The organism is Tamlana crocina, assembly GCF_012037625.1.
In genome coordinates this window covers 13,605-31,539 of record NZ_JAAVJS010000002.1, presented here as the reverse complement: position 1 = coordinate 31,539, position 17,935 = coordinate 13,605, and the positions used below count along the sequence as shown (strand labels likewise).

At 40.9% G+C, this 17,935-nt stretch carries 16 protein-coding genes; 11 read left to right on the top strand and 5 right to left on the bottom strand.

The genetic code is table 11. The annotated features are described in order from the left end of the window. Nucleotides 1-114: 114 nt before the first annotated feature. Genes HC176_RS01640 through HC176_RS01620 form a run of 5 tightly spaced genes read right to left on the bottom strand, consistent with a single transcriptional unit; the run spans nt 115 to nt 3,178 of the window. Nucleotides 115-348 (bottom strand): MoaD/ThiS family protein, encoded by a 234-nt coding sequence (locus HC176_RS01640; RefSeq protein WP_167916448.1) that lies wholly within the window; start codon nt 346-348, stop codon nt 115-117. Continuing rightward, on the bottom strand, nt 332-916 hold the full coding sequence (gene mobA, locus HC176_RS01635) for a molybdenum cofactor guanylyltransferase (RefSeq protein WP_167916447.1): 585 nt from the start codon (nt 914-916) through the stop codon (nt 332-334). Before mobA ends, HC176_RS01640 begins: the two co-directional genes overlap by 17 nt. 1 nt (nt 917) lies before the next feature. After that, a complete protein-coding gene (locus tag HC176_RS01630) occupies nt 918-1,658 on the bottom strand; it encodes a sulfite exporter TauE/SafE family protein (protein ID WP_167916446.1) in 741 nt (246 codons plus the stop codon). Nucleotide 1,659: 1 nt separating this feature from the next. Further along, a complete protein-coding gene (locus HC176_RS01625; protein ID WP_167916445.1) occupies nt 1,660-1,998 on the bottom strand; it encodes a winged helix-turn-helix domain-containing protein in 339 nt (112 codons plus the stop codon). 1 nt (nt 1,999) lies between these two features. Next, nucleotides 2,000-3,178, bottom strand: coding sequence for a molybdopterin molybdotransferase MoeA (locus HC176_RS01620; protein ID WP_167916444.1), 1,179 nt, complete (start codon nt 3,176-3,178; stop codon nt 2,000-2,002). A 180-nt stretch (nt 3,179-3,358) separates the two neighbouring features. On the opposite strand from HC176_RS01620, the gene HC176_RS01615 reads away from it, so the two are divergent. The 11 genes from HC176_RS01615 (at nt 3,359) to HC176_RS01565 (ending at nt 17,934) form a co-directional block, all read left to right on the top strand. Further along, the gene (locus HC176_RS01615; protein ID WP_167916443.1) at nt 3,359-3,598 is read left to right on the top strand and encodes a chaperone NapD; all 240 of its coding nucleotides are present in this window, start codon (nt 3,359-3,361) and stop codon (nt 3,596-3,598) included. Between the two features lie 2 nt (nt 3,599-3,600). Next, nucleotides 3,601-5,928 carry a molybdopterin-dependent oxidoreductase gene (locus HC176_RS01610; protein WP_167916442.1) on the top strand — a complete coding sequence of 776 codons (2,328 nt, stop codon included), beginning with the start codon at nt 3,601-3,603 and terminating at the stop codon, nt 5,926-5,928. Between the two features lie 2 nt (nt 5,929-5,930). Next, nucleotides 5,931-6,623, top strand: a complete 693-nt coding sequence (locus HC176_RS01605; RefSeq protein WP_167916441.1) for a cytochrome C — start codon at nt 5,931-5,933, stop codon at nt 6,621-6,623. After that, a complete protein-coding gene (locus tag HC176_RS01600) occupies nt 6,613-7,239 on the top strand; it encodes a cytochrome c3 family protein (RefSeq protein WP_167916440.1) in 627 nt (208 codons plus the stop codon). Before HC176_RS01605 ends, HC176_RS01600 begins: the two co-directional genes overlap by 11 nt. Nucleotides 7,240-7,295: 56 nt before the next feature. Beyond that, a complete protein-coding gene (locus HC176_RS01595) occupies nt 7,296-8,423 on the top strand; it encodes a 4Fe-4S dicluster domain-containing protein (RefSeq protein ID WP_167916439.1) in 1,128 nt (375 codons plus the stop codon). Nucleotides 8,424-8,651: 228 nt separating this feature from the next. Then, nucleotides 8,652-9,881, top strand: a complete 1,230-nt coding sequence (gene dsrP, locus HC176_RS01590) for a sulfate reduction electron transfer complex DsrMKJOP subunit DsrP (protein ID WP_167916438.1) — start codon at nt 8,652-8,654, stop codon at nt 9,879-9,881. 146 nt (nt 9,882-10,027) lie between these two features. Beyond that, nucleotides 10,028-10,627 carry a cytochrome c nitrite reductase small subunit gene (gene nrfH, locus HC176_RS01585; RefSeq protein WP_167916437.1) on the top strand — a complete coding sequence of 200 codons (600 nt, stop codon included), beginning with the start codon at nt 10,028-10,030 and terminating at the stop codon, nt 10,625-10,627. An 11-nt stretch (nt 10,628-10,638) separates the two neighbouring features. Further along, a complete protein-coding gene (nrfA, locus tag HC176_RS01580; protein ID WP_167916436.1) occupies nt 10,639-12,135 on the top strand; it encodes an ammonia-forming cytochrome c nitrite reductase in 1,497 nt (498 codons plus the stop codon). A 76-nt stretch (nt 12,136-12,211) separates the two neighbouring features. Continuing rightward, nucleotides 12,212-15,355: a cytochrome c biogenesis protein gene (locus HC176_RS01575; RefSeq protein ID WP_167916435.1), complete on the top strand. Its 3,144-nt coding sequence runs from the start codon at nt 12,212-12,214 to the stop codon at nt 15,353-15,355. 173 nt (nt 15,356-15,528) lie between these two features. After that, nucleotides 15,529-16,287, top strand: a complete 759-nt coding sequence (locus HC176_RS01570) for a Crp/Fnr family transcriptional regulator (protein WP_245234806.1) — start codon at nt 15,529-15,531, stop codon at nt 16,285-16,287. Nucleotides 16,288-16,539: 252 nt separating this feature from the next. Continuing rightward, on the top strand, nt 16,540-17,934 hold the full coding sequence (locus HC176_RS01565) for a CmpA/NrtA family ABC transporter substrate-binding protein (protein ID WP_167916434.1): 1,395 nt from the start codon (nt 16,540-16,542) through the stop codon (nt 17,932-17,934). The last annotated feature ends 1 nt before the right edge of the window (nt 17,935 follow it).

Here is a 17,935-nt window from a genome sequence, read left to right as displayed (position 1 = left end):
TAAATTTTCGTCATTGCGAGCGAAGTGAAGCAATCTTATTATTTTTATATCCAATTTTTTGAAAGATTACTTCGTCGTTTCCTCCTCGTAATGACATTAGATACTAATGTTTCTTCACCCTCCCGAAAACGGTGGCAACAACGCAATTTCCGCGCCTGTTAATTTTTCGTTTTCCGAAACTAACTCTTGGTTTTGAGCTATTTTAAATTCTTTATTCTTTAATGTGCCGTATTTAGAATAAAGCACATCTAAAACCTCTGCAATTGAACCTTCGGAAAAATCCAATTGCTCCGATTCCTTTTGGGTGACTTCGGCAATTTGTCCGAAATATTTAATGGTTATATTCACTGTTAAGCTGTTTTAATTCTTCTTTCGTATTCACATTTGTGGTGGCACGGTTTAAATCGTCTTCCAAAACCACATTTTTAACAATACAGGATTGTACGGCCACCCGCAATCGGCGTTCGTCTTGCTGCAGCAGCTTTTGGAATTTGTCTTTTACATCCCGTTTGTACAGCGCAATGAGCGGCATGGATTTTCCGTTGCTTTCAATTTGAATGATTTCCGATTTGCCATCGGCATGTTCAATCAGTTTTCTTAAAATTTTAGTCGTAATCAATGGGATATCACAACTTAAAACTAAATTGAATGTTGTGGTAGAGGCTTTTAATCCGGAGTGAATTCCCGATACGGGGCCGGCATCTTTTACCTCGTCCTTTATGCGTTTAAAACCAAAGCGGTCGTAATCTGTGCGGTCTGAAACAATAATAATTTCAGAAACTAAAGGCGACAACGCATCGATACTTTGCTGAACAAATGGTTTGTCATTAAACAGCAACAATCCTTTGTCTGTACCCATTCGGGAGCTTTTTCCGCCCGCCAAAATAATGCCTGTTATGTTATTTTTTTCAATCATTTTAAGTGAAAAACAATTTTACCGAAGCGATAATCAGCACAAATGCCAAAATGTATCTTAAACTTTGGTTGTTTATTTTTTTGCTTCCCAAATAGCCGCCCAAAACGCCTCCAATTAGGGCGATGGCCACCAAAAGGAACGATGCTGTCTCTAAACGAACGCCACTACTAATTTGCCCAATAAGTCCGGCAGCTGAATTCACCCAAATAAACAAGGCCGAAACGGCTGCGGCTTCCTTCATTTTTCCCCAGTGCAGCAATAAAATTATGGGCGTTAAAATAATGCCGCCACCAATACCGATAAGTCCTGATAAAAAACCAATAATGCCACCAACAACCAATCCTTGCCACAATATTACTTCTTTTATGGTGTGGCGTTCCTTGCCAAAAACGTTAAGCATTTTTAGTATGGCGAACACCAATAGTACAGCTAATATTTTCTTGTAAAGTGAGGCGTCAATTTCTAAAGTACCACCAATAAATGCCAGAGGAATGGAAGCTATGGCAAACGAAATAAACAGTTTTTTGTTGAAAAATCCGCCTCGATAATAATAATAAAACGAAATGCCTGCAACAAAAAGATTGAGCAATAAAGCCGTGGGTTTCATGGTTTCTGGTGCAAATGAAAATAAGGCCATTAATGCCAAATAACCACTGGCGCCGCCATGCCCCACGCTGGAATATAAAAAGGCCACGATGGGCAGCAGGAACAAAAAACTGTATATGTTTTCGGTTTGGAGCATATTAAAGAGCCTTTATTTTATCCAATTGCTGGTCCAAAAAATTCCAACAGTTTTTGTTAATATCGTCGAATGCTGTAATGAGCGATTTGCCATAATCGGTCAGTTCGGCACCGCCGCCACCTTTACCGCCAATACTGTTTATGGTTACTGGTTTTTTGGCTGTTTTGTTCACCGAATCGATTAAGTGCCAGGCTTTTTTATAAGACAGATTTAGTGATTTGGCGGCTTTTGAAAGCGAGCCCGTTTCCTCAATGGCTTTCAATAATTTAACACGGCCCTCGCCTAAAAGCACATTGTTTTCCGACTCAATCCATATTCTGCTTTTTATTTTGTAATCCATGCTATACGGGTAATAAAATGGTTTCAACGCTGTCGTTAATATCGATTTGTGTGGTGGTTTCTGTAGCAAAAACCAAAGCGTTCGATAGGGCAAAGGTTTGTTGCATGGCCGAACTTTGGCCTTCCAATATTTCTACAGTTCCATTGTTATAAATCGCTTTTAAAAATTGTGGTCGGTCGCCTTTCTTTTGAAAAGCTGAAAGCGATTTTGCTTCAACGTAAGGCAATTGGTTGTTGTCGCGCCCCATGAGGTTTTGCAACGCGATATACACATAAACATAAAAACAGGTGAGTGCAGCGGCAGGGTTTCCTGGTAAGGCAAAAATGGAGGTGTTCTCTTTTTTTCCGAAGAATAACGGTTTGCCCGGTTTTTGCTTCACCTTGTAAAACACTTCCTCAACGCCGAGTTCATTCAAGGCTTTACCCACATAATCATAATCACCAACCGAAATACCACCGGTTATCAGCACCAAATCATTTTGCTCAATAATGGTTTTTAGTTTGGTTAAGGTTTTGGTGTAATCGTCTTCCACTTTATCAATAGAGACATCATAAAATTTTAGGCTGTAAAGGGCACTTAAAAGCATTTTTGAGTTGCTTTCGTAAATTTTACCATGAGATAAATCGGTACCCGGTTCAACCAGTTCGTTGCCTGTTGAAATAAGTGCTATGGATGGTTTTTGAAAAACCGAAACGTCCTGAATGCCCAGCGAGGATAAGTAGCCAATAGCGGCTGGCGTTAATTTGGTACCTTTTTTTAATGCCAATGCGCCTTGTTTTACTTGCTCGCCCAACGGACGGATATTGGTTTCTTTTTCAATAGGATGTTGTATTGTAATTGAATTGCCGTTAATGCCCACTTTTTCCTGCATCATCACAGCATTGGCGGTATCGGGCACGGCAGCTCCGGTAAATATCCGCACAGCTTCGCCGGGTTTTAAAACAGGTTGTTGGCCATCGCCTGCTTTTATTTCTCCAATTAAGCGGTATTCTAAACTATCGTGAAGGTTCAAAGCATAACCATCCATGGCCGATTGCCTAAACGGAGGCATGTTAATAGGTGAGTGTATATCTTGCGATAACTCGTAGCCCCCAGCTTTTTCAACAGGTTTATGGGTTGTTTTTAAAAGTGGTTTTACGTGTTGTTTTACCAGTTGTATGGCTTTTTCAATGGAAATCATGAGTTGATTTATCGTTATGTCTTTGCAAATATAGCGATTTCGATTTTCAAAAAAGAATATGCTCAGTATTGAATTTTAATTTGTTTAAAATAATTGTAAATAATGCGAATATGACAATTGTCAGTTTTTATTTTATTAAATTAGGGGAGTTTTATCCTTTTAAATGATAAATTAATTTTTATGCCTATAAAAAGCTATTTGGCACATCCACATAGTGGTAAAAAAGAGAGCCTTATCGAGGCTTTAAGCGCTTTGCCTAATTGTGAAGTCATACCTGCGGAGAACGAAAACCTCCTTATCGTAGTTACAGAAACCGATAATCAAGAACAAGAAGATAAATTAAAACAGACCATAGAAAGTCTTGAAGATTTAAAGCTATTGGCTATGGTTTCTGGGTTTTATGCAACAAAAGACAATTAACCATGTACACTTCATTGACCAACAGAAGAAGCTTTATAAAAAAGATGGCCATTATGTCGGCCATGACCGCTGCGGCTACCATGTTTCCGGGTATATTGTTTGCCGACGAACAGGAAAAAAACCTTCCGAAAGGCGGTAATTTAGATTGGAAAAAAACACCATGCCGATTCTGTGGTGTGGGCTGTGGCGTTTTAGTGGGAATTGAAAACGGTAAGGCCGTGGCAGTAAAAGGTGATCCAAATTCACCGGTAAACAAAGGACTTTGCTGTGTAAAGGGGTACCATTCGGTAATAGCGCTATATGGCAAAGACCGATTAACGAAACCGCTGATTAAAAAGAACGGCAGGTATGTGGAAACCTCTATGAAGGAAGCTTTAGATTTGATTGCTTCCAAAATGAAAGAAACCATTGCCGATTATGGTAAAGATGCGGTTTCCATTTATGGTTCCGGTCAGTGGACCATCCCTGATGGATATGTGGCTTCAAAATTATTTAAGGGATGTATAGGTACAAACAATATAGAAGCCAATGCCCGATTGTGCATGGCGAGTGCTGTGACAGGGTTTATGACCTCATTTGGAATCGATGAACCTATGGGGTGCTATGAAGATATCGATTACGCCAATGTTTTTGTGCTGTGGGGAAATAATATGGCCGAAATGCACCCCGTGCTTTTTTCAAGATTGTTGGACCAACGACTAAAGAGAGGTGTAAAAATTATAGATTTTGCCACCCGAACTACCCGCACCAGTATGGCAGCCGATAAGTCTATCATCTTTAAACCACAAACCGATTTGGCCGTTGCTAACGCCATTTGCTACGAAATTATAAAAAACGGATGGGTGAATAAGGCTTTTGTTGAAAAGCATTGCAATTTTAGTAAGGGGCTGACTGAAATGGGGTACGGTATGGAAGACAATTATCAGTTTAACGATAAGCCTGAAAATATTTCCTTTGAAGATTTTAAGGGTTTTCTAAACGATTACACACCTGAAAAAGTAGAAAAAATTTCAGGAGTTTCCGCCAAGGATATTAAATATATGGCCGCGCATTACGGCAATCCCAATACCAAAGTGATGTCGTTGTGGTGTATGGGCCCCAATCAGCACACTCGTGGTACATGGATGAACAACCTTATTTATAACATTCATTTACTCACCGGAAAAATTTCAACACCGGGTAACAGTCCGTTTTCATTAACGGGGCAACCCAGTGCTTGTGGAACGGTTAGGGAAGTGGGTACGCTAACCCACAAACTGCCTCATGGTGTGGTAATGAACGAAGAACATCGTAAGCATGCGGCCGAAATTTGGAACGTACCCGTTGAAAATATTCCATCAAAACCCACATATCATACCGTTGAAATGTTCCGAGCTTTAGATCGTGGGGACATCCGGTTTATGTGGATTCAGGTGACCAACCCTATGGTAACCATGCCCAAATTGAAGCGCTACCGCGATGCCACCAAAAAAGAAGGACGCTTTATCGTGGTGTCAGATGTTTATCCAACGCCCACTACCGATATTGCCGATGTTATTTTGCCATCGGCCATGTGGATAGAACGTGAAGGTATGTATGGAAATTCCGAACGACGCACCCAATATTTTGAAAAAATGATAGAACCATCAGGTGAGGCTATGAGCGATACTTGGCAGCTTGTTGAGGTAGCCAAGCGTTTGGGCTTCGAGAAACAATTCCATTATAAAGAAGAAACCCATATCGAGGAAATTTATAACGAATACAGAAGGCACCACGAAGGCAAAAAACACGCCATGGCACCTTTAGATGTATTAAAGTCGCAGCCTGGGGCACAATGGCCGTACGTTGATGGCAAATCTACCCAATGGCGTTTTAATGCGGAATATGATCCGGCGTGTAGCAATGGTGAAAAATTCCATTTTTATGGTAAACCAGACGGTAAGGCTGTAATATGGCAACGCCCCTACGAACCCGCTCCCGAAGAGCCAGATACCGAATATCCATTCTGGTTATGCACAGGTCGTGTGGTGGAGCACTGGCATACGGGCTCCATGACGCGAAGAATTCCTGTACTGCATAAAGCCATGCCACATGCTTATGTAGAGCTTAACCCTGGGCAGGCCAAGGAAATGCAAATAAAAACGGGCGATAGGGTGAAAATTTCTTCAAGACGTGGCGAAATTATTTTGCCGGCATCGGTAAACGAAAGAGGAGTTCCAGAAAGAAATCAGGTTTTTGTACCGTTTTTTGACGAAAATATGTTAATTAACGATGTAACCCTTGATGCTTTTTGTCCTATTTCGAAACAACCCGATTATAAAAAATGTGCAGTTAAAGTAGAAAAGGCATAACCATGAAGCGGTTCGGTATTATTTCCTTATTTATCATTTTGTTTATAGCCTTTATTGTGGTTTGGAATATTAGCTACCAAGCAGGAAAGGAGGAAGCTTACATTCCTATTGAAAGCGAAAACCCAATAACGTTGATGCCTTCTGAAAGTGGCGTTTTCGAGCGTTCCAGCTATGCGTTGGATTATGCCAATATGCCTATTGATGAAACCCATCAGCGCAGTTTAAAAACCTATTATGGTAATCGGGCTTTCCATGGGGCGCCTCCAAGTATTCCACATCCTGTGGCCAATGAGCGAAGCATGGGCGAGGATGTGTGCTTAAAATGCCATCAAAATGGAGGTTTTGTGGCCAAGTTCGATGCCTATGCCCCAGTAACACCACATCCCGAAATGATAAATTGCCGTCAGTGCCATGTGGCACAAGTGGGAAAGGGGTTATTCAAAGGGACTAATTTTGAAAAGATAAAAGCACCCGAAGTTGGGGTTAATAATGCCATGTTGGGCAGCCCACCGGTAGTTCCGCACCAAATACAAATGCACGAAAATTGTTTGTCGTGCCATGCCGGTCCCAGTGCGCCAAAAGAAATTAGGGTAACCCACCCCGAAAGGGTAAATTGTAGGCAATGCCATGTGCCAAACAACAAAGAAACCACTGATATTGGAACTTTTAAAAGGGTAAGTGATTATGTGCAGTAACAAATATTTTACAATAAAAATAGTATGCCTTTTTATGGTTTTAGGGGGCTTCTCGTGCAAGCATGGCGAGGGGGAGTATCATGGCATAATGGATAAGATTGAAGCTGAAGGAGAAAACTACCATGGAACATCCTTGTCCTCCGAACCATATTTTGAAGACATCAACATGATTGAAATCACCGAGGGTGACCACACGTTTTTAATTCCCGAACGTAAGGGTGAAATAAAGATGTTTGCTTGTACCGAATGCCATACACAACCCCTGGAGCAAATGCAGAGCAGTGATTTTAAAAAGGCCCATTGGGATATTAAGTTGGATCACGCCAACCAAAATACCATGAATTGTGTGACCTGCCACAATCCATATAATATGGACGGCTTAAAAAGCTTAACGGGCAACCACATCGATTTTAATAACAGTTACAATTTGTGCAACCAGTGCCATGCCCAACAGTTTGAAGATTGGAAAGGCGGAGCGCACGGAAAGCGTATAGGAGGATGGGCACCGCCAAGGGCATCAATGACGTGCGTAAATTGCCATAACCCACACGAGCCTCATTTTGAGTCGCGCTGGCCAGCGCGTTTCAATACGCAAAAAGTAAAAGAAAGAGAATAGAAACTATTAGAGAGGTTCCCTCTTTCGAGGGAATGATTAAAAGCAATAATTTAGGTATGAGCAGTGAAAGAAAAAAATGGTTTTCGTTGAACCTCGGAAGGAAGAAAGCAGAGCCGCATTCGTCTTGCGGTTGCGGAAAAACTTCTGAAGGTTGCGGCTCAAATGCTGTTGACCATCAAATGACAGAAGAAGCATTTAACGAGGCCGCCATCAATGCTTCTATTGGAGAGGAGCGGGTAAAGGATGGTTTTGATCAGGTTTTTGATGTTAAAATGAGCAGGCGCTCAGCTTTTAAAAAACTTACCGCCAGTTTGTTGGTAGGGGCTGGCGCGGTAAGCACTTCTTGCAGCATGATGGCTGGCGACGATACCAAGGAAAAAGCCCAAATTGATTGGGAAGAGCAGTTTAAGGGCAACTATAAACTGATGAACGATGACGAAAAAAAGGCTACGGTAGAACGGCTGATGCGTTCGTATGAGTTGCGTACGGGTAAAAACATTAGCATGTCGTCCAAAAATGCAGAGGACGATGTGTTGTACGGTTACGCCTTTAATATTTCAAAATGCCAAGGCTATATGGATTGCGTGAGCGCTTGTGTTGAGGAGAACAACCAGGATAGAAATTCGCAAATGCAATACATCCGCATACATGAAATGAAGGACGGACAAGGCTTTAATTTTAATGAGGCCGACGATAATTATTACCATGAAGTACCTGCCGAAGGGCATTTTTATATGGGTACGCAGTGTTTCCATTGCGATAATCCGCCTTGCGTAGAGGTTTGCCCCGTGCAGGCCACTTGGCGCGAAGATGACGGTTTGGTAGTGGTAGATTACGATTGGTGCGTGGGCTGCCGCTATTGTATGGCCGCTTGCCCTTATGATGGCCGACGGTTTAACTGGAGCAAGCCCGAAGTGCCAGAGGAAGAAATCAATAAAAATCAACATTATTTGGGAAACCGTATGCGTAAAAAAGGGGTGATGGAAAAATGCACCTTTTGCGTGCAGCGTTCCCGGGCGGGGAAAAACCCAGCTTGTGTTGAGGCTTGCCCCACGGGCGCACGCATTTTTGGCAATTTATTGGACCCCAACAGTACCATAAGATGGGTGCTTGAAAATAAAAAAGTGTTTAGGCTGAAAGAAGATTTGGGTACCGAGCCCAAATTCTGGTATTTTATGGATTAACGTTGGCTTTGCGTTAGGGATTGAACGGTATGTTTGAGCTCGCCGATCCAGATAGTTATCGGGAGAGGCAGCGAGAAGTGAAAGCCCGACCCTTTTTCAGGGTAACGCCCAAAAATAATGTAAATGATAAGCTTTTTTGATGAAACCTGCATAACTGAAATTTCGATTTAAAAGAAATGATTAAATGGGTGTTACATGTGGCCTTTACAGAATAATTAAAATGAACAGATGAAACAATTGAAGGTTTTTAAAAGTTTGGTAAAAGATAGTTTGGACACCATTACGCGTGGGTCTATTAAGTACCATATTTGGATGGGGGTGCTCACTTTTATCATGTTGGTGGGGATGTACTGCTATTCCATTCAGTTGGAGGAAGGCCTTAGTGTAACGGGCATGACCGATAGGGTGAGTTGGGGCTTGTATATTTCCAATTTTACGTTTTTGGTGGGTGTGGCAGCGGCAGCCGTTATGTTGGTTATGCCAACCTATGTACTTAAAGATATTGACTTTAAGCAGGCCGTGTTGATTGGGGAAGGCTTGGCTGTGGCGGCATTGATTATGTGCTTGGCCTTTGTGGTGGCCGATATGGGAGGCCCGTCGGTGCTATGGCACATGATTCCGGGGATTGGGGTGTTTAATTTTCCGAATTCAATGCTGACGTGGGACGTTATTGTACTTAATGGCTACTTGTTCTTAAATATAACCATTCCGTTTTATATTTTGTTTAGGCACTATCAAGGCAAGGAAGCCAAATCGAGCGTATATGTGCCCGGAGCCATTTTGTCGGTGTTTTGGGCGGTAGGTATTCATTTGGTTACAGCGTTTTTGTATCAGGGTTTACAGGCCCGTCCATTCTGGAACAATGCCCTTTTGGGACCTCGATTTTTGGCATCGGCTTTTGCGGCGGGTCCGGCGTTGATCATTTTGGTCTTGGCCATTATTAGAAACTTTACCGCGTTTAAAATTGAAGATAAAACCATCAAGAAAATTGCGATGGTGGTCACTGTAGCTGCACAAATCAACTTAATTATGTTGATTTCGGAATTATTCAAAGAGTTTTATGCGCCCACCCACCACAGCGAGAGCGCTTACTATTTGTTTTTTGGTCTGCATGGTAAAGATGCTTTATTGCCATGGATTTGGACGGCCATTCCATTAAATGTATTGGCTACCGTGCTGTTGACTTTCCATAAATTGCGCAATAATTTTAAGGTGCTGTTCTTTTCTTGTTTTATTTTATTTGTGGCCATTTGGATTGAAAAAGGCTTCGGATTGATTGTTCCCGGGTTTATCCCCGGACCTTACGGTAAAATTGCCGAATACACACCCACGGGCATCGAAATTGGTGTGACTTTGGGTATTTGGGCCCTTGGCGCTTTTGTTTTTACCATTTTGGCTAAAACGGCTATTGGGATTGAATTGGGGAATATAAAATATAGGAAAAATAATAAAAATTAATGTGTTCATAACATTGAGTAAGAAGTGATTTTTTTATCTTTACAATGATAAAAGTCAGTTTTTTTAAGGAAAAAATATGGGAGTTTTGTTCGTGCCCAAGCCATAAAATAGTGCAACTAATAAAAAAACATTAATACTTAACAATTGTGAACCTTCGAAAAAACATCCTTCCGGACAAGGCATCAAGATGGAGGACCATAGCGGTTTTTTTAATAGCTGTTATTACAGGATTAGGTTTTTTTATGGCAAAAGAAGCCGAATTGGTGTCGTATATGTCCGATAATCCGCAAGCCTGCGTAAACTGCCACGTTATGACACCCGTTTATAATAGTTGGATGCACAGCTCGCACCGCGAATGGGCCAATTGTAACGACTGCCATGTGCCGCATAACAATGTGTTCAATAAATATTATTTTAAGGCGAAAGATGGTCTGTTCCACGCTTCCGTTTTTACGTTAAGGGCCGAGCCCGAAGTGATGTTTATGCGAGAAGCTTCGGCAGAAGTGGTTCAGAATAATTGCATCAGGTGCCACGTACAGCAAGTTACCCAGACCAAATATGCAAATTGGATTGACGACCATAAGGAAAATAGAACAGAAAGGCAGTGTTGGAGTTGCCACCAAGAAGTCCCTCATGGAAGTGTTCATGGTATTTCAACCATAAAAAACAACATAGCGCCCTTACCCACCGATACCGAAGAAGCCGTAATTCCAGAATGGCTGGAAGACCAAATAGCAGACCAATAATTTTTTAAAAAATGAAAAACAAAGTATTATTTATCGTTACCGCAGTAGTAGTGTTTCTATTAGGAATGTTAGCATCTAGTATTGTTAACCGAAAAAATGAGGCTAAATACAAGTACGTTCCCAAAGTTGAGCTTGGGGAAAACGAACCCCGTAACGAAGAATGGGGCAAAAACTTTCCTGCCGAATATCAATCGTACTTACAGACTGCCGATACCAGTTTTGCATCCATGCAGGGCGGTTCTGCCATGCGCGACGTACTGCATGAAGATTCACGTTTGGTAGTGCTATGGGCAGGCTATGGATTTTCAAAAGATTATAGTCAGGGTAGAGGGCATTATTACGCCATTGAAGATATACACAATACCTTGAGAACTGGTGCGCCCGAGGGGAAAGGCGATGGCCCAATGCCGGCCACTTGCTGGACCTGTAAAAGCCCAGATGTACCGCGTTTAATGAACGAAAATGGCATTGCCGAATTTTATTCCGGTAAATGGGCCGATAAAGGGGCAGAAGTGGTTAACCCCATTGGCTGTGCAGATTGCCACGATTCAAAAACCATGAAACTCACCATTACCAGACCGGCTTTGGTTGAGGCGTTTCAAGAAATGGGCAAAGATATCAATCAAGCAACGCACCAAGAAATGCGTTCGTTGGTTTGTGCACAGTGCCACGTAGAGTACTATTTTGATAAAAAATTACCCGGAAAAGAAGGGGTGCCTTATTTAAAATTTCCATGGAAAAATGGAATGACGGCTGAAGCCATGGAAGAATATTACGATGAGATAGAGTTCAGTGATTGGACCCATCAGTTAAGTCGTGCCCCAATGTTAAAGGCACAGCACCCGGGTTACGAAACGTATTTAACGGGTGTACATGCCGACAGGGGCGTGTCTTGTGCCGATTGCCACATGCCTTATAAAAGTGAGGGTGGGCAAAAATTTACCGACCATCACATTCAGTCGCCTCTCAACAATGTAGCCAACGCCTGCCAAGTTTGCCATCGCGAGGATGCAGAGAAACTGAAACTAAATGTATACGAACGCCAACGTAAAGCCACAGAAAACCGCTTGAAGTTGGAAGACTTTTTGGTGAAGGCACATATCGAGGCTAAAAAAGCTTGGGATTTAGGCGCCACCGAAGCACAAATGAAAGATATTTTAACCGATATCCGCCATGCGCAATGGCGTTGGGATTATTCGGCTGCTGCACATGGCGCTTCTTTCCATTCGCCTGTTGAAACGGCTCGCGTTATGGGCGGTGCCTTAACCATTATTCAGGAAGGACGTTTAAAATTGGCCAGACTCTTGGCCGAGCTGGGGCATAATGCTCCCGTTGAAATGCCCGATATTTCAACTAAAGAAAAAGCGCAGGAATATATTGGCCTCGATGTTGAAAAATTAAAATCAGAAAAAGAAGAATTTAAGAAAAAACTGGTGCCTAAATGGCTAGAAGAAGCCAAAAACCGCGAGGCTGATTACAGCAGCAAAAAAGTGTCCATGGTCAATTAAACTTTTGCCAAGTTAAAACTAAAAGATAACACGTAAAGTTACAACACTTTTCGTGTTATCTTCTTCTTTATGCCCTATGCAGAAATTATATAGATTCTTTTCGTCCTCAAGTTTAGCGCTGTTGCTGCTTTTAGTTTTTGCAGTTGCCATGGCCGTGGCCACATTTGTTGAAAACGATTTTGGAACAGCGACCGCCTGGGCCGTTATTTACGATGCTTGGTGGTTCGAATTGGTTATGCTGGGATTGGCCATCGCGTTCTTCGCCAATATTTTCAAATACAAACTGTTGCGAAAAGAAAAATGGGCTGTTTTATTGTTCCATTTGGCATTTATCGTTATTGTTTTAGGTGCGGCCATTACACGATATGCGTCTTACGGCGGCGTGATGCGCATTCGCGAAGGCGCTTCGTCAAACGTAATTATTTCCGATACTAATTTTTTAACGCTTCATATCAGCGATGGTTCACAAAGTAAAACCATAAAACAGAAACTATCGTTTGCGCCAATTGGCAACAATGATTTTTCAATCGAAACGGAATTCAACGGAAAAAATATAGAAGTATCGTATAACGATTTTATTGCAGATGCCGTACCGGAAGTTGTTAATGATGAAGCTAATGGTGAGCCTATTTTAGAAATGGTGATAACGCACGGCAACGGCAGAAACAGTATTTTTTTAAAAAAGGGTGAAGTAGAAAGTATGGTAGGCCACCAGCATGAAATTGGTTTTGAATCTGATAAAAAAGACATCATAAATATTTCTGAAAAAGATGGCACGTTTTTTATGGAATCACCCAGAAACCTTGAGTTTTTTGTGATGTCAACCCAACAAGCCGGAAAAGTAAAAAAAGACAGTTTACAGGCCGTTACTTTAAGAACATTGTACCGCGACGGCGATATGTCGTTTGTGCCGTTGGTGTATCATGAAAAAGGTATATTTCAATTGGTAAGCGGTTCGGAAAAACCAAAAGACAATGAAGAAACTAAAGACGATGCCTTGATTGTTAATGTGAATGTGGACGGGCATGAAAAGCCTTTGAATATTTTATACCGACAAGGTTTTTTGCCAACGCATCACCATCTCGGAATGGACAATCTTCAGTTGACCCTTTCCTACGGTGCTGGTGCCATACAAACGCCGTTCGCCATAAAACTTAATGATTTTCAATTGGAACGTTATCCGGGCTCATCAAGTCCGTCGTCATATGCCAGTGAAGTCGCCATTTTAGACGACGGTGAAAACATGCCGTACCGCATTTTTATGAACAATGTTTTAGATTATAAAGGCTACCGTTTTTTTCAGGCGAGTTACGATACCGACGAAAAAGGAACGGTGCTTTCCGTGAGCTACGATAGAGTGGGCACCTTGGTAACTTATCTGGGCTATTTATTGATGATGCTGGGGATGTTTTTTTCGCTCTTCGGAAAAACATCGCGTTTTCAATTCATCAATAAAAAATTAAAAAAACTAAAAAGTGGTGCCGTAGTGGCATCGTGTTTATTTCTTTTTGCGATTCCCAATTCCGTTTTTGCAAATAAACCGGCAGATTCATTAGGCATCAATATTGAAAAGGCACTGAAAAGTCAGCAAATAGATGAGTTGCATGCCGATTTTTTTGGAAGGCTTTTGGTGCAGGATTTAGATGGTCGCATAAAACCAATAAATACGCTGGCATCAGAGTTTTTGAGGAAAATTTCAAGAAAAACAAAGTTTACTTATAACGATTTGTCGTTCAACGCCAATCAAACGTTTTTGGCCTTGCATATGCTTCCTCAGGTGTGGCAGCGGGTACCCATAATCAAAGTCGATTTAAAAAAAACAGGAACCTTGTTAGACGATGTTGAACTTGGGATTAACGGCCTTTTGGCCTTTAGCGATTTAATGGACAAATCGGGAAATTATGTGTTGGCCCAACAGGCTGAAACTGCCAACCAAAAGAAACCGGCAGAACGCAACGAATTTGACAAAGAAGTTCTCAAAATCGATGAACGCTTCAATATTCTTTACAATGTTTTTATTGGCAACTATCTAAAAATATTTCCGAATAAAAATGACGACAATAACACATGGTTCAGTTACACGCACCATTTTTCAGATTTTCCCGAAGAAGATGGGCTGTTTGCAAAAACCATCATTCCGGCCTATTTTAAAGATGTTTCAACAGGAAATTATGAAGCCGCGCACGATAAACTGATGTATATCAAAAAATACCAGGATGTTTTGGGGGCAGAGGTCATTCCCGAACCAGAGCGTATTGAAGCCGAAATTTGGTATAATAAAGCTAATGTTAACTTTTGGATGTTTCAGGTGTTTTTTACGCTCGGTTTTGGTTTGTTGGTGTTGGCCATTTTAAAAATGTTCTCGAAAAAAAAGTGGCTTACTTTGCTTAACAATATTTTTATTCTGTTGGTGCTCATTGCTTTTTTGTGCTTTACGGGCAACATTTTATTGCGCTGGTATGTGGCCCAACATGCACCGTGGAGCAACGGTTACGAAATGCTGGTTTTTGTAGCTTGGGTATTGGTTTTTTGTGGGTTGCTAACTTTTAGAAAATCCGATTTTTCGTTGCCATTGGCCACTTTGTTTTCGGGAGCGCTGCTGTTTGTAAGCTATTTGGATTGGCTAAGCCCAGAAATTACAAACTTAATGCCGGTGTTAAAATCGTATTGGTTAAAAATTCATGTGGCCACGATTGTTAGCAGTTACGCGCCATTGGCTTTATCGGCAGTTTTAGGGATTATGGCCTTGCTGTTAATGATTTTTAAAACTTCAAAAACCAAAACTATTATCGAAATAAAAATCAAAGAGCTTAGCTATATCAACGAAATGGCAATGACTATAGGTTTATTCGTTTTAGCGGTTGGTACTTTTTTAGGAGGCGTTTGGGCCAACGAATCTTGGGGACGATACTGGGCCTGGGATCCCAAAGAAACCTGGGCGCTCATTAGCATAATTGTTTATGCCATTGTGCTGCACTTGCGGTTTGTGCCAAAATTGAACAACGTTTATGTGCTCAATGTGGCCAGTATGTTTGCGTTTTGGTCCATTATCATGACCTCATTTGGTGTAAATTATTATTTGGCTGGTTTGCACAGTTATGCCGCCGGAGACCCATTGCCAATACCCTCATTTGTGTATGTGTTGGTGGTTTTTATGGTTTTGATAGCTATTTTGGCTTTTTTTAGAGAGCGTAAGCGAACGGAAACTTTAGCCGAATAGTATTATTTGCTTGTATTGTAAATAATTCTGTTGTGTATTTCTGAATTTTTAAAAGCATTTTTTAGCTACTCTGAAAATGAACCCCCTCTTTTTATGTAATCCTTAAAAATAAGTATTGAGTTCAATTTAATAAGTATTAATACTTATATTTGCTCTAAGTAATCATTCTTTAATTGCAAGCAACCCGTTTAAATACTGTTTCTTCTGCCACCCGAAAGCGCAATTCTTTTGAGGTGACTTGTGATGTTTGCGAAAATAGCAACTGCTTAATAAAGAGGAATTTGGTTTCGTTGGAAGAAAGCGGTTTGGATGTGGAAAAAAACAATTTGCGTTGCAAAAAGGGACAGCAGTTCATTATTGAAGGTGCTCCTGTAAATGGTCTGTTCTTTGTGCTTAAGGGTAAGGTTAAAGTGTTTAGAACAGGAATAAATGGTAGGGAGCAGATTGTTCGTTTTGCTAAAGAAGGTGAAATAATTGGGCATCGTGGTTTCGGAACCGAAGAATACTACTCTATTGGGGCTGTGGCGTTAGAAGATAGCGTATTGTGCTATTTCTCGAAGGTTTATCTTCAAAATACCCTTCAAAGCAACCCTAAATTCGCTTACGATTTAATGCTATTTTATGCTAACGAATTGAACAAGAGCGAATCAAAAGTAAAGTCAATTTCTCAAATGGCGGTACGCGAGCGTGTTATTGATACTCTATTGTACATCAATAGAAAATTTGGTAGCAATAAGGGCTTTTTAGATGTATCGTTGAGTAGACGAGAATATGCAGAATATGCCGGAACAACCGAAGAGCAAGTTATCAGGGTGTTTTCGGCACTGAAAAAGGAAAAGCTCATTGTAACAAAAGGAAAAAAAATAGGTATTAACGACATTCAACTTCTTAAGAATGAAATTAGTGAGCATAACTTCTTTTTAGATAGTTAGTTCGCTTAAACTTCTTTTTTAAGTTAATTTTTCTTTTGAACCATACGTAGTAATACGTATGGTTTTTTTGTTTTTAGGGTGTATAGCGTGTTGTTTGTCAGTTCTTTAGGTGATTTTTATGTGTTTTCACAGGTTTTAATATGTTTAAAAAGAGGTGTGTATATGGGTATTACCATATAATAGAAGTTGTTCTACGTATATCTTTGTCAAAAAATAAGTATTACTACTTAATTGAAACTAAAAACGATAAATATGAAATCTCTACTTAAAAGAACAACTTGGATTTTACCCGTAGCAGCCTTACTTTTTGCTTGCGGTGGAAAGGAAAAAAAGAAAGCTGTTGCCGAAAACGTGGTGGCCGAAACTTCAAACACCAAAACATTGGATATTGAAAAGCCACAGTTAACCTTTGGTTTTATCAAATTAACCGATATGGCGCCTTTGGCCATTGCAAAAGAAAAAGGATTTTTTGAAGATGAAGGTTTGTTTGTTTCGGTTGAAGCACAATCCAACTGGAAAAATGTTTTAGACCGTGTTATTGATGGTCAGTTGGACGGTTCGCATATGTTGGCCGGTCAGCCTATCGCTGCTGGAGCTGGTTTTGGTCGCCAAGCACAATTGGTAACACCGTTTTCAATGGATTTAAATGGTAACGGTATTACAGTTTCAAACGATGTTTGGTCTAAAATGAAGCCTAATGTGCCAGCCGACGAAGATGGAAAGCCTATTCATCCTATAAAAGCAGATGCTTTAAAACCTGTAATTCAAGAGTATAAAAACAGTGGTAAAGCCTTCAAAATGGGTATGGTGTTCCCAGTATCAACGCATAACTACGAAATTAGATATTGGTTAGCTGCTGCAGGTATCCACCCAGGAATGTACACTGCAGATAATGTGCAAGGGCAAATTGATGCAGAGGTTCTTTTATCGGTAACACCTCCGCCACAAATGCCAGCAACGCTTGAAGCAGGTACTATTTACGGTTACTGTGTGGGTGAGCCTTGGAATCAACAAGCTGTATTTAAGGGGATTGGTGTGCCAGTAACCACTAACTACGATATCTGGAAAAACAACCCCGAGAAAGTATTCGTAATGACTAAAAAGTTTGTTGAAGATTATCCAAATACTGCCGTAGCCGTTACCAAAGCGTTGATTAGAGCCGGAAAATGGTTGGATGAGCCAGAAAATAGAGCAGAGGCGGTAAAAATATTATCGATGTCTCAATACGTAGGTGCTGATGAAGCGGTGTTGGCCAACTCGATGACGGGAACTTTCGAATTCGAAAAAGGTGATAAAAGAGAAATGCCCGATTTCAATGTATTCTACAAGTACAATGCTACTTATCCATTCTATTCAGATGGTATTTGGTTCTTAACACAAATGAGAAGATGGGGACAAATTCCAGAGTCGAAACCAGCGGAGTGGTATGCAGAAACCATCAAAGATATTTACAGACCGGATATCTGGACAAAAGCAGCCAAGCTTTTAGTTGAAGAAGGGCACATTCCTCAAAAAGACATCCCAACTACAGATGGGTATAAAGCACCAACATCCGATTTTATAGACGGCACAACTTACGATGCCAAAGATCCAATAGCATACATCAACAGCTTTAAAATAGGAAACAAAGAAAAAGCTGTACAATAAA

Excerpts from the sequence above, each read along its gene's own strand:
- mobA (WP_167916447.1), bottom strand. The coding sequence starts at position 916 with ATGATTGAAAAAAATAACATAACAGGCATTATTTTGGCGGGCGGAAAA.
- HC176_RS01630 (WP_167916446.1), bottom strand. The coding sequence starts at position 1,658 with ATGCTCCAAACCGAAAACATATACAGTTTTTTGTTCCTGCTGCCCATC.
- HC176_RS01625 (WP_167916445.1), bottom strand. The coding sequence starts at position 1,998 with ATGGATTACAAAATAAAAAGCAGAATATGGATTGAGTCGGAAAACAAT.
- HC176_RS01620 (WP_167916444.1), bottom strand. The coding sequence starts at position 3,178 with ATGATTTCCATTGAAAAAGCCATACAACTGGTAAAACAACACGTAAAA.
- HC176_RS01615 (WP_167916443.1), top strand. The coding sequence starts at position 3,359 with ATGCCTATAAAAAGCTATTTGGCACATCCACATAGTGGTAAAAAAGAG.
- HC176_RS01610 (WP_167916442.1), top strand. The coding sequence starts at position 3,601 with ATGTACACTTCATTGACCAACAGAAGAAGCTTTATAAAAAAGATGGCC.
- HC176_RS01605 (WP_167916441.1), top strand. The coding sequence starts at position 5,931 with ATGAAGCGGTTCGGTATTATTTCCTTATTTATCATTTTGTTTATAGCC.
- HC176_RS01600 (WP_167916440.1), top strand. The coding sequence starts at position 6,613 with ATGTGCAGTAACAAATATTTTACAATAAAAATAGTATGCCTTTTTATG.
- HC176_RS01595 (WP_167916439.1), top strand. The coding sequence starts at position 7,296 with ATGAGCAGTGAAAGAAAAAAATGGTTTTCGTTGAACCTCGGAAGGAAG.
- dsrP (WP_167916438.1), top strand. The coding sequence starts at position 8,652 with ATGAAACAATTGAAGGTTTTTAAAAGTTTGGTAAAAGATAGTTTGGAC.
- nrfA (WP_167916436.1), top strand. The coding sequence starts at position 10,639 with ATGAAAAACAAAGTATTATTTATCGTTACCGCAGTAGTAGTGTTTCTA.
- HC176_RS01575 (WP_167916435.1), top strand. The coding sequence starts at position 12,212 with ATGCAGAAATTATATAGATTCTTTTCGTCCTCAAGTTTAGCGCTGTTG.
- HC176_RS01565 (WP_167916434.1), top strand. The coding sequence starts at position 16,540 with ATGAAATCTCTACTTAAAAGAACAACTTGGATTTTACCCGTAGCAGCC.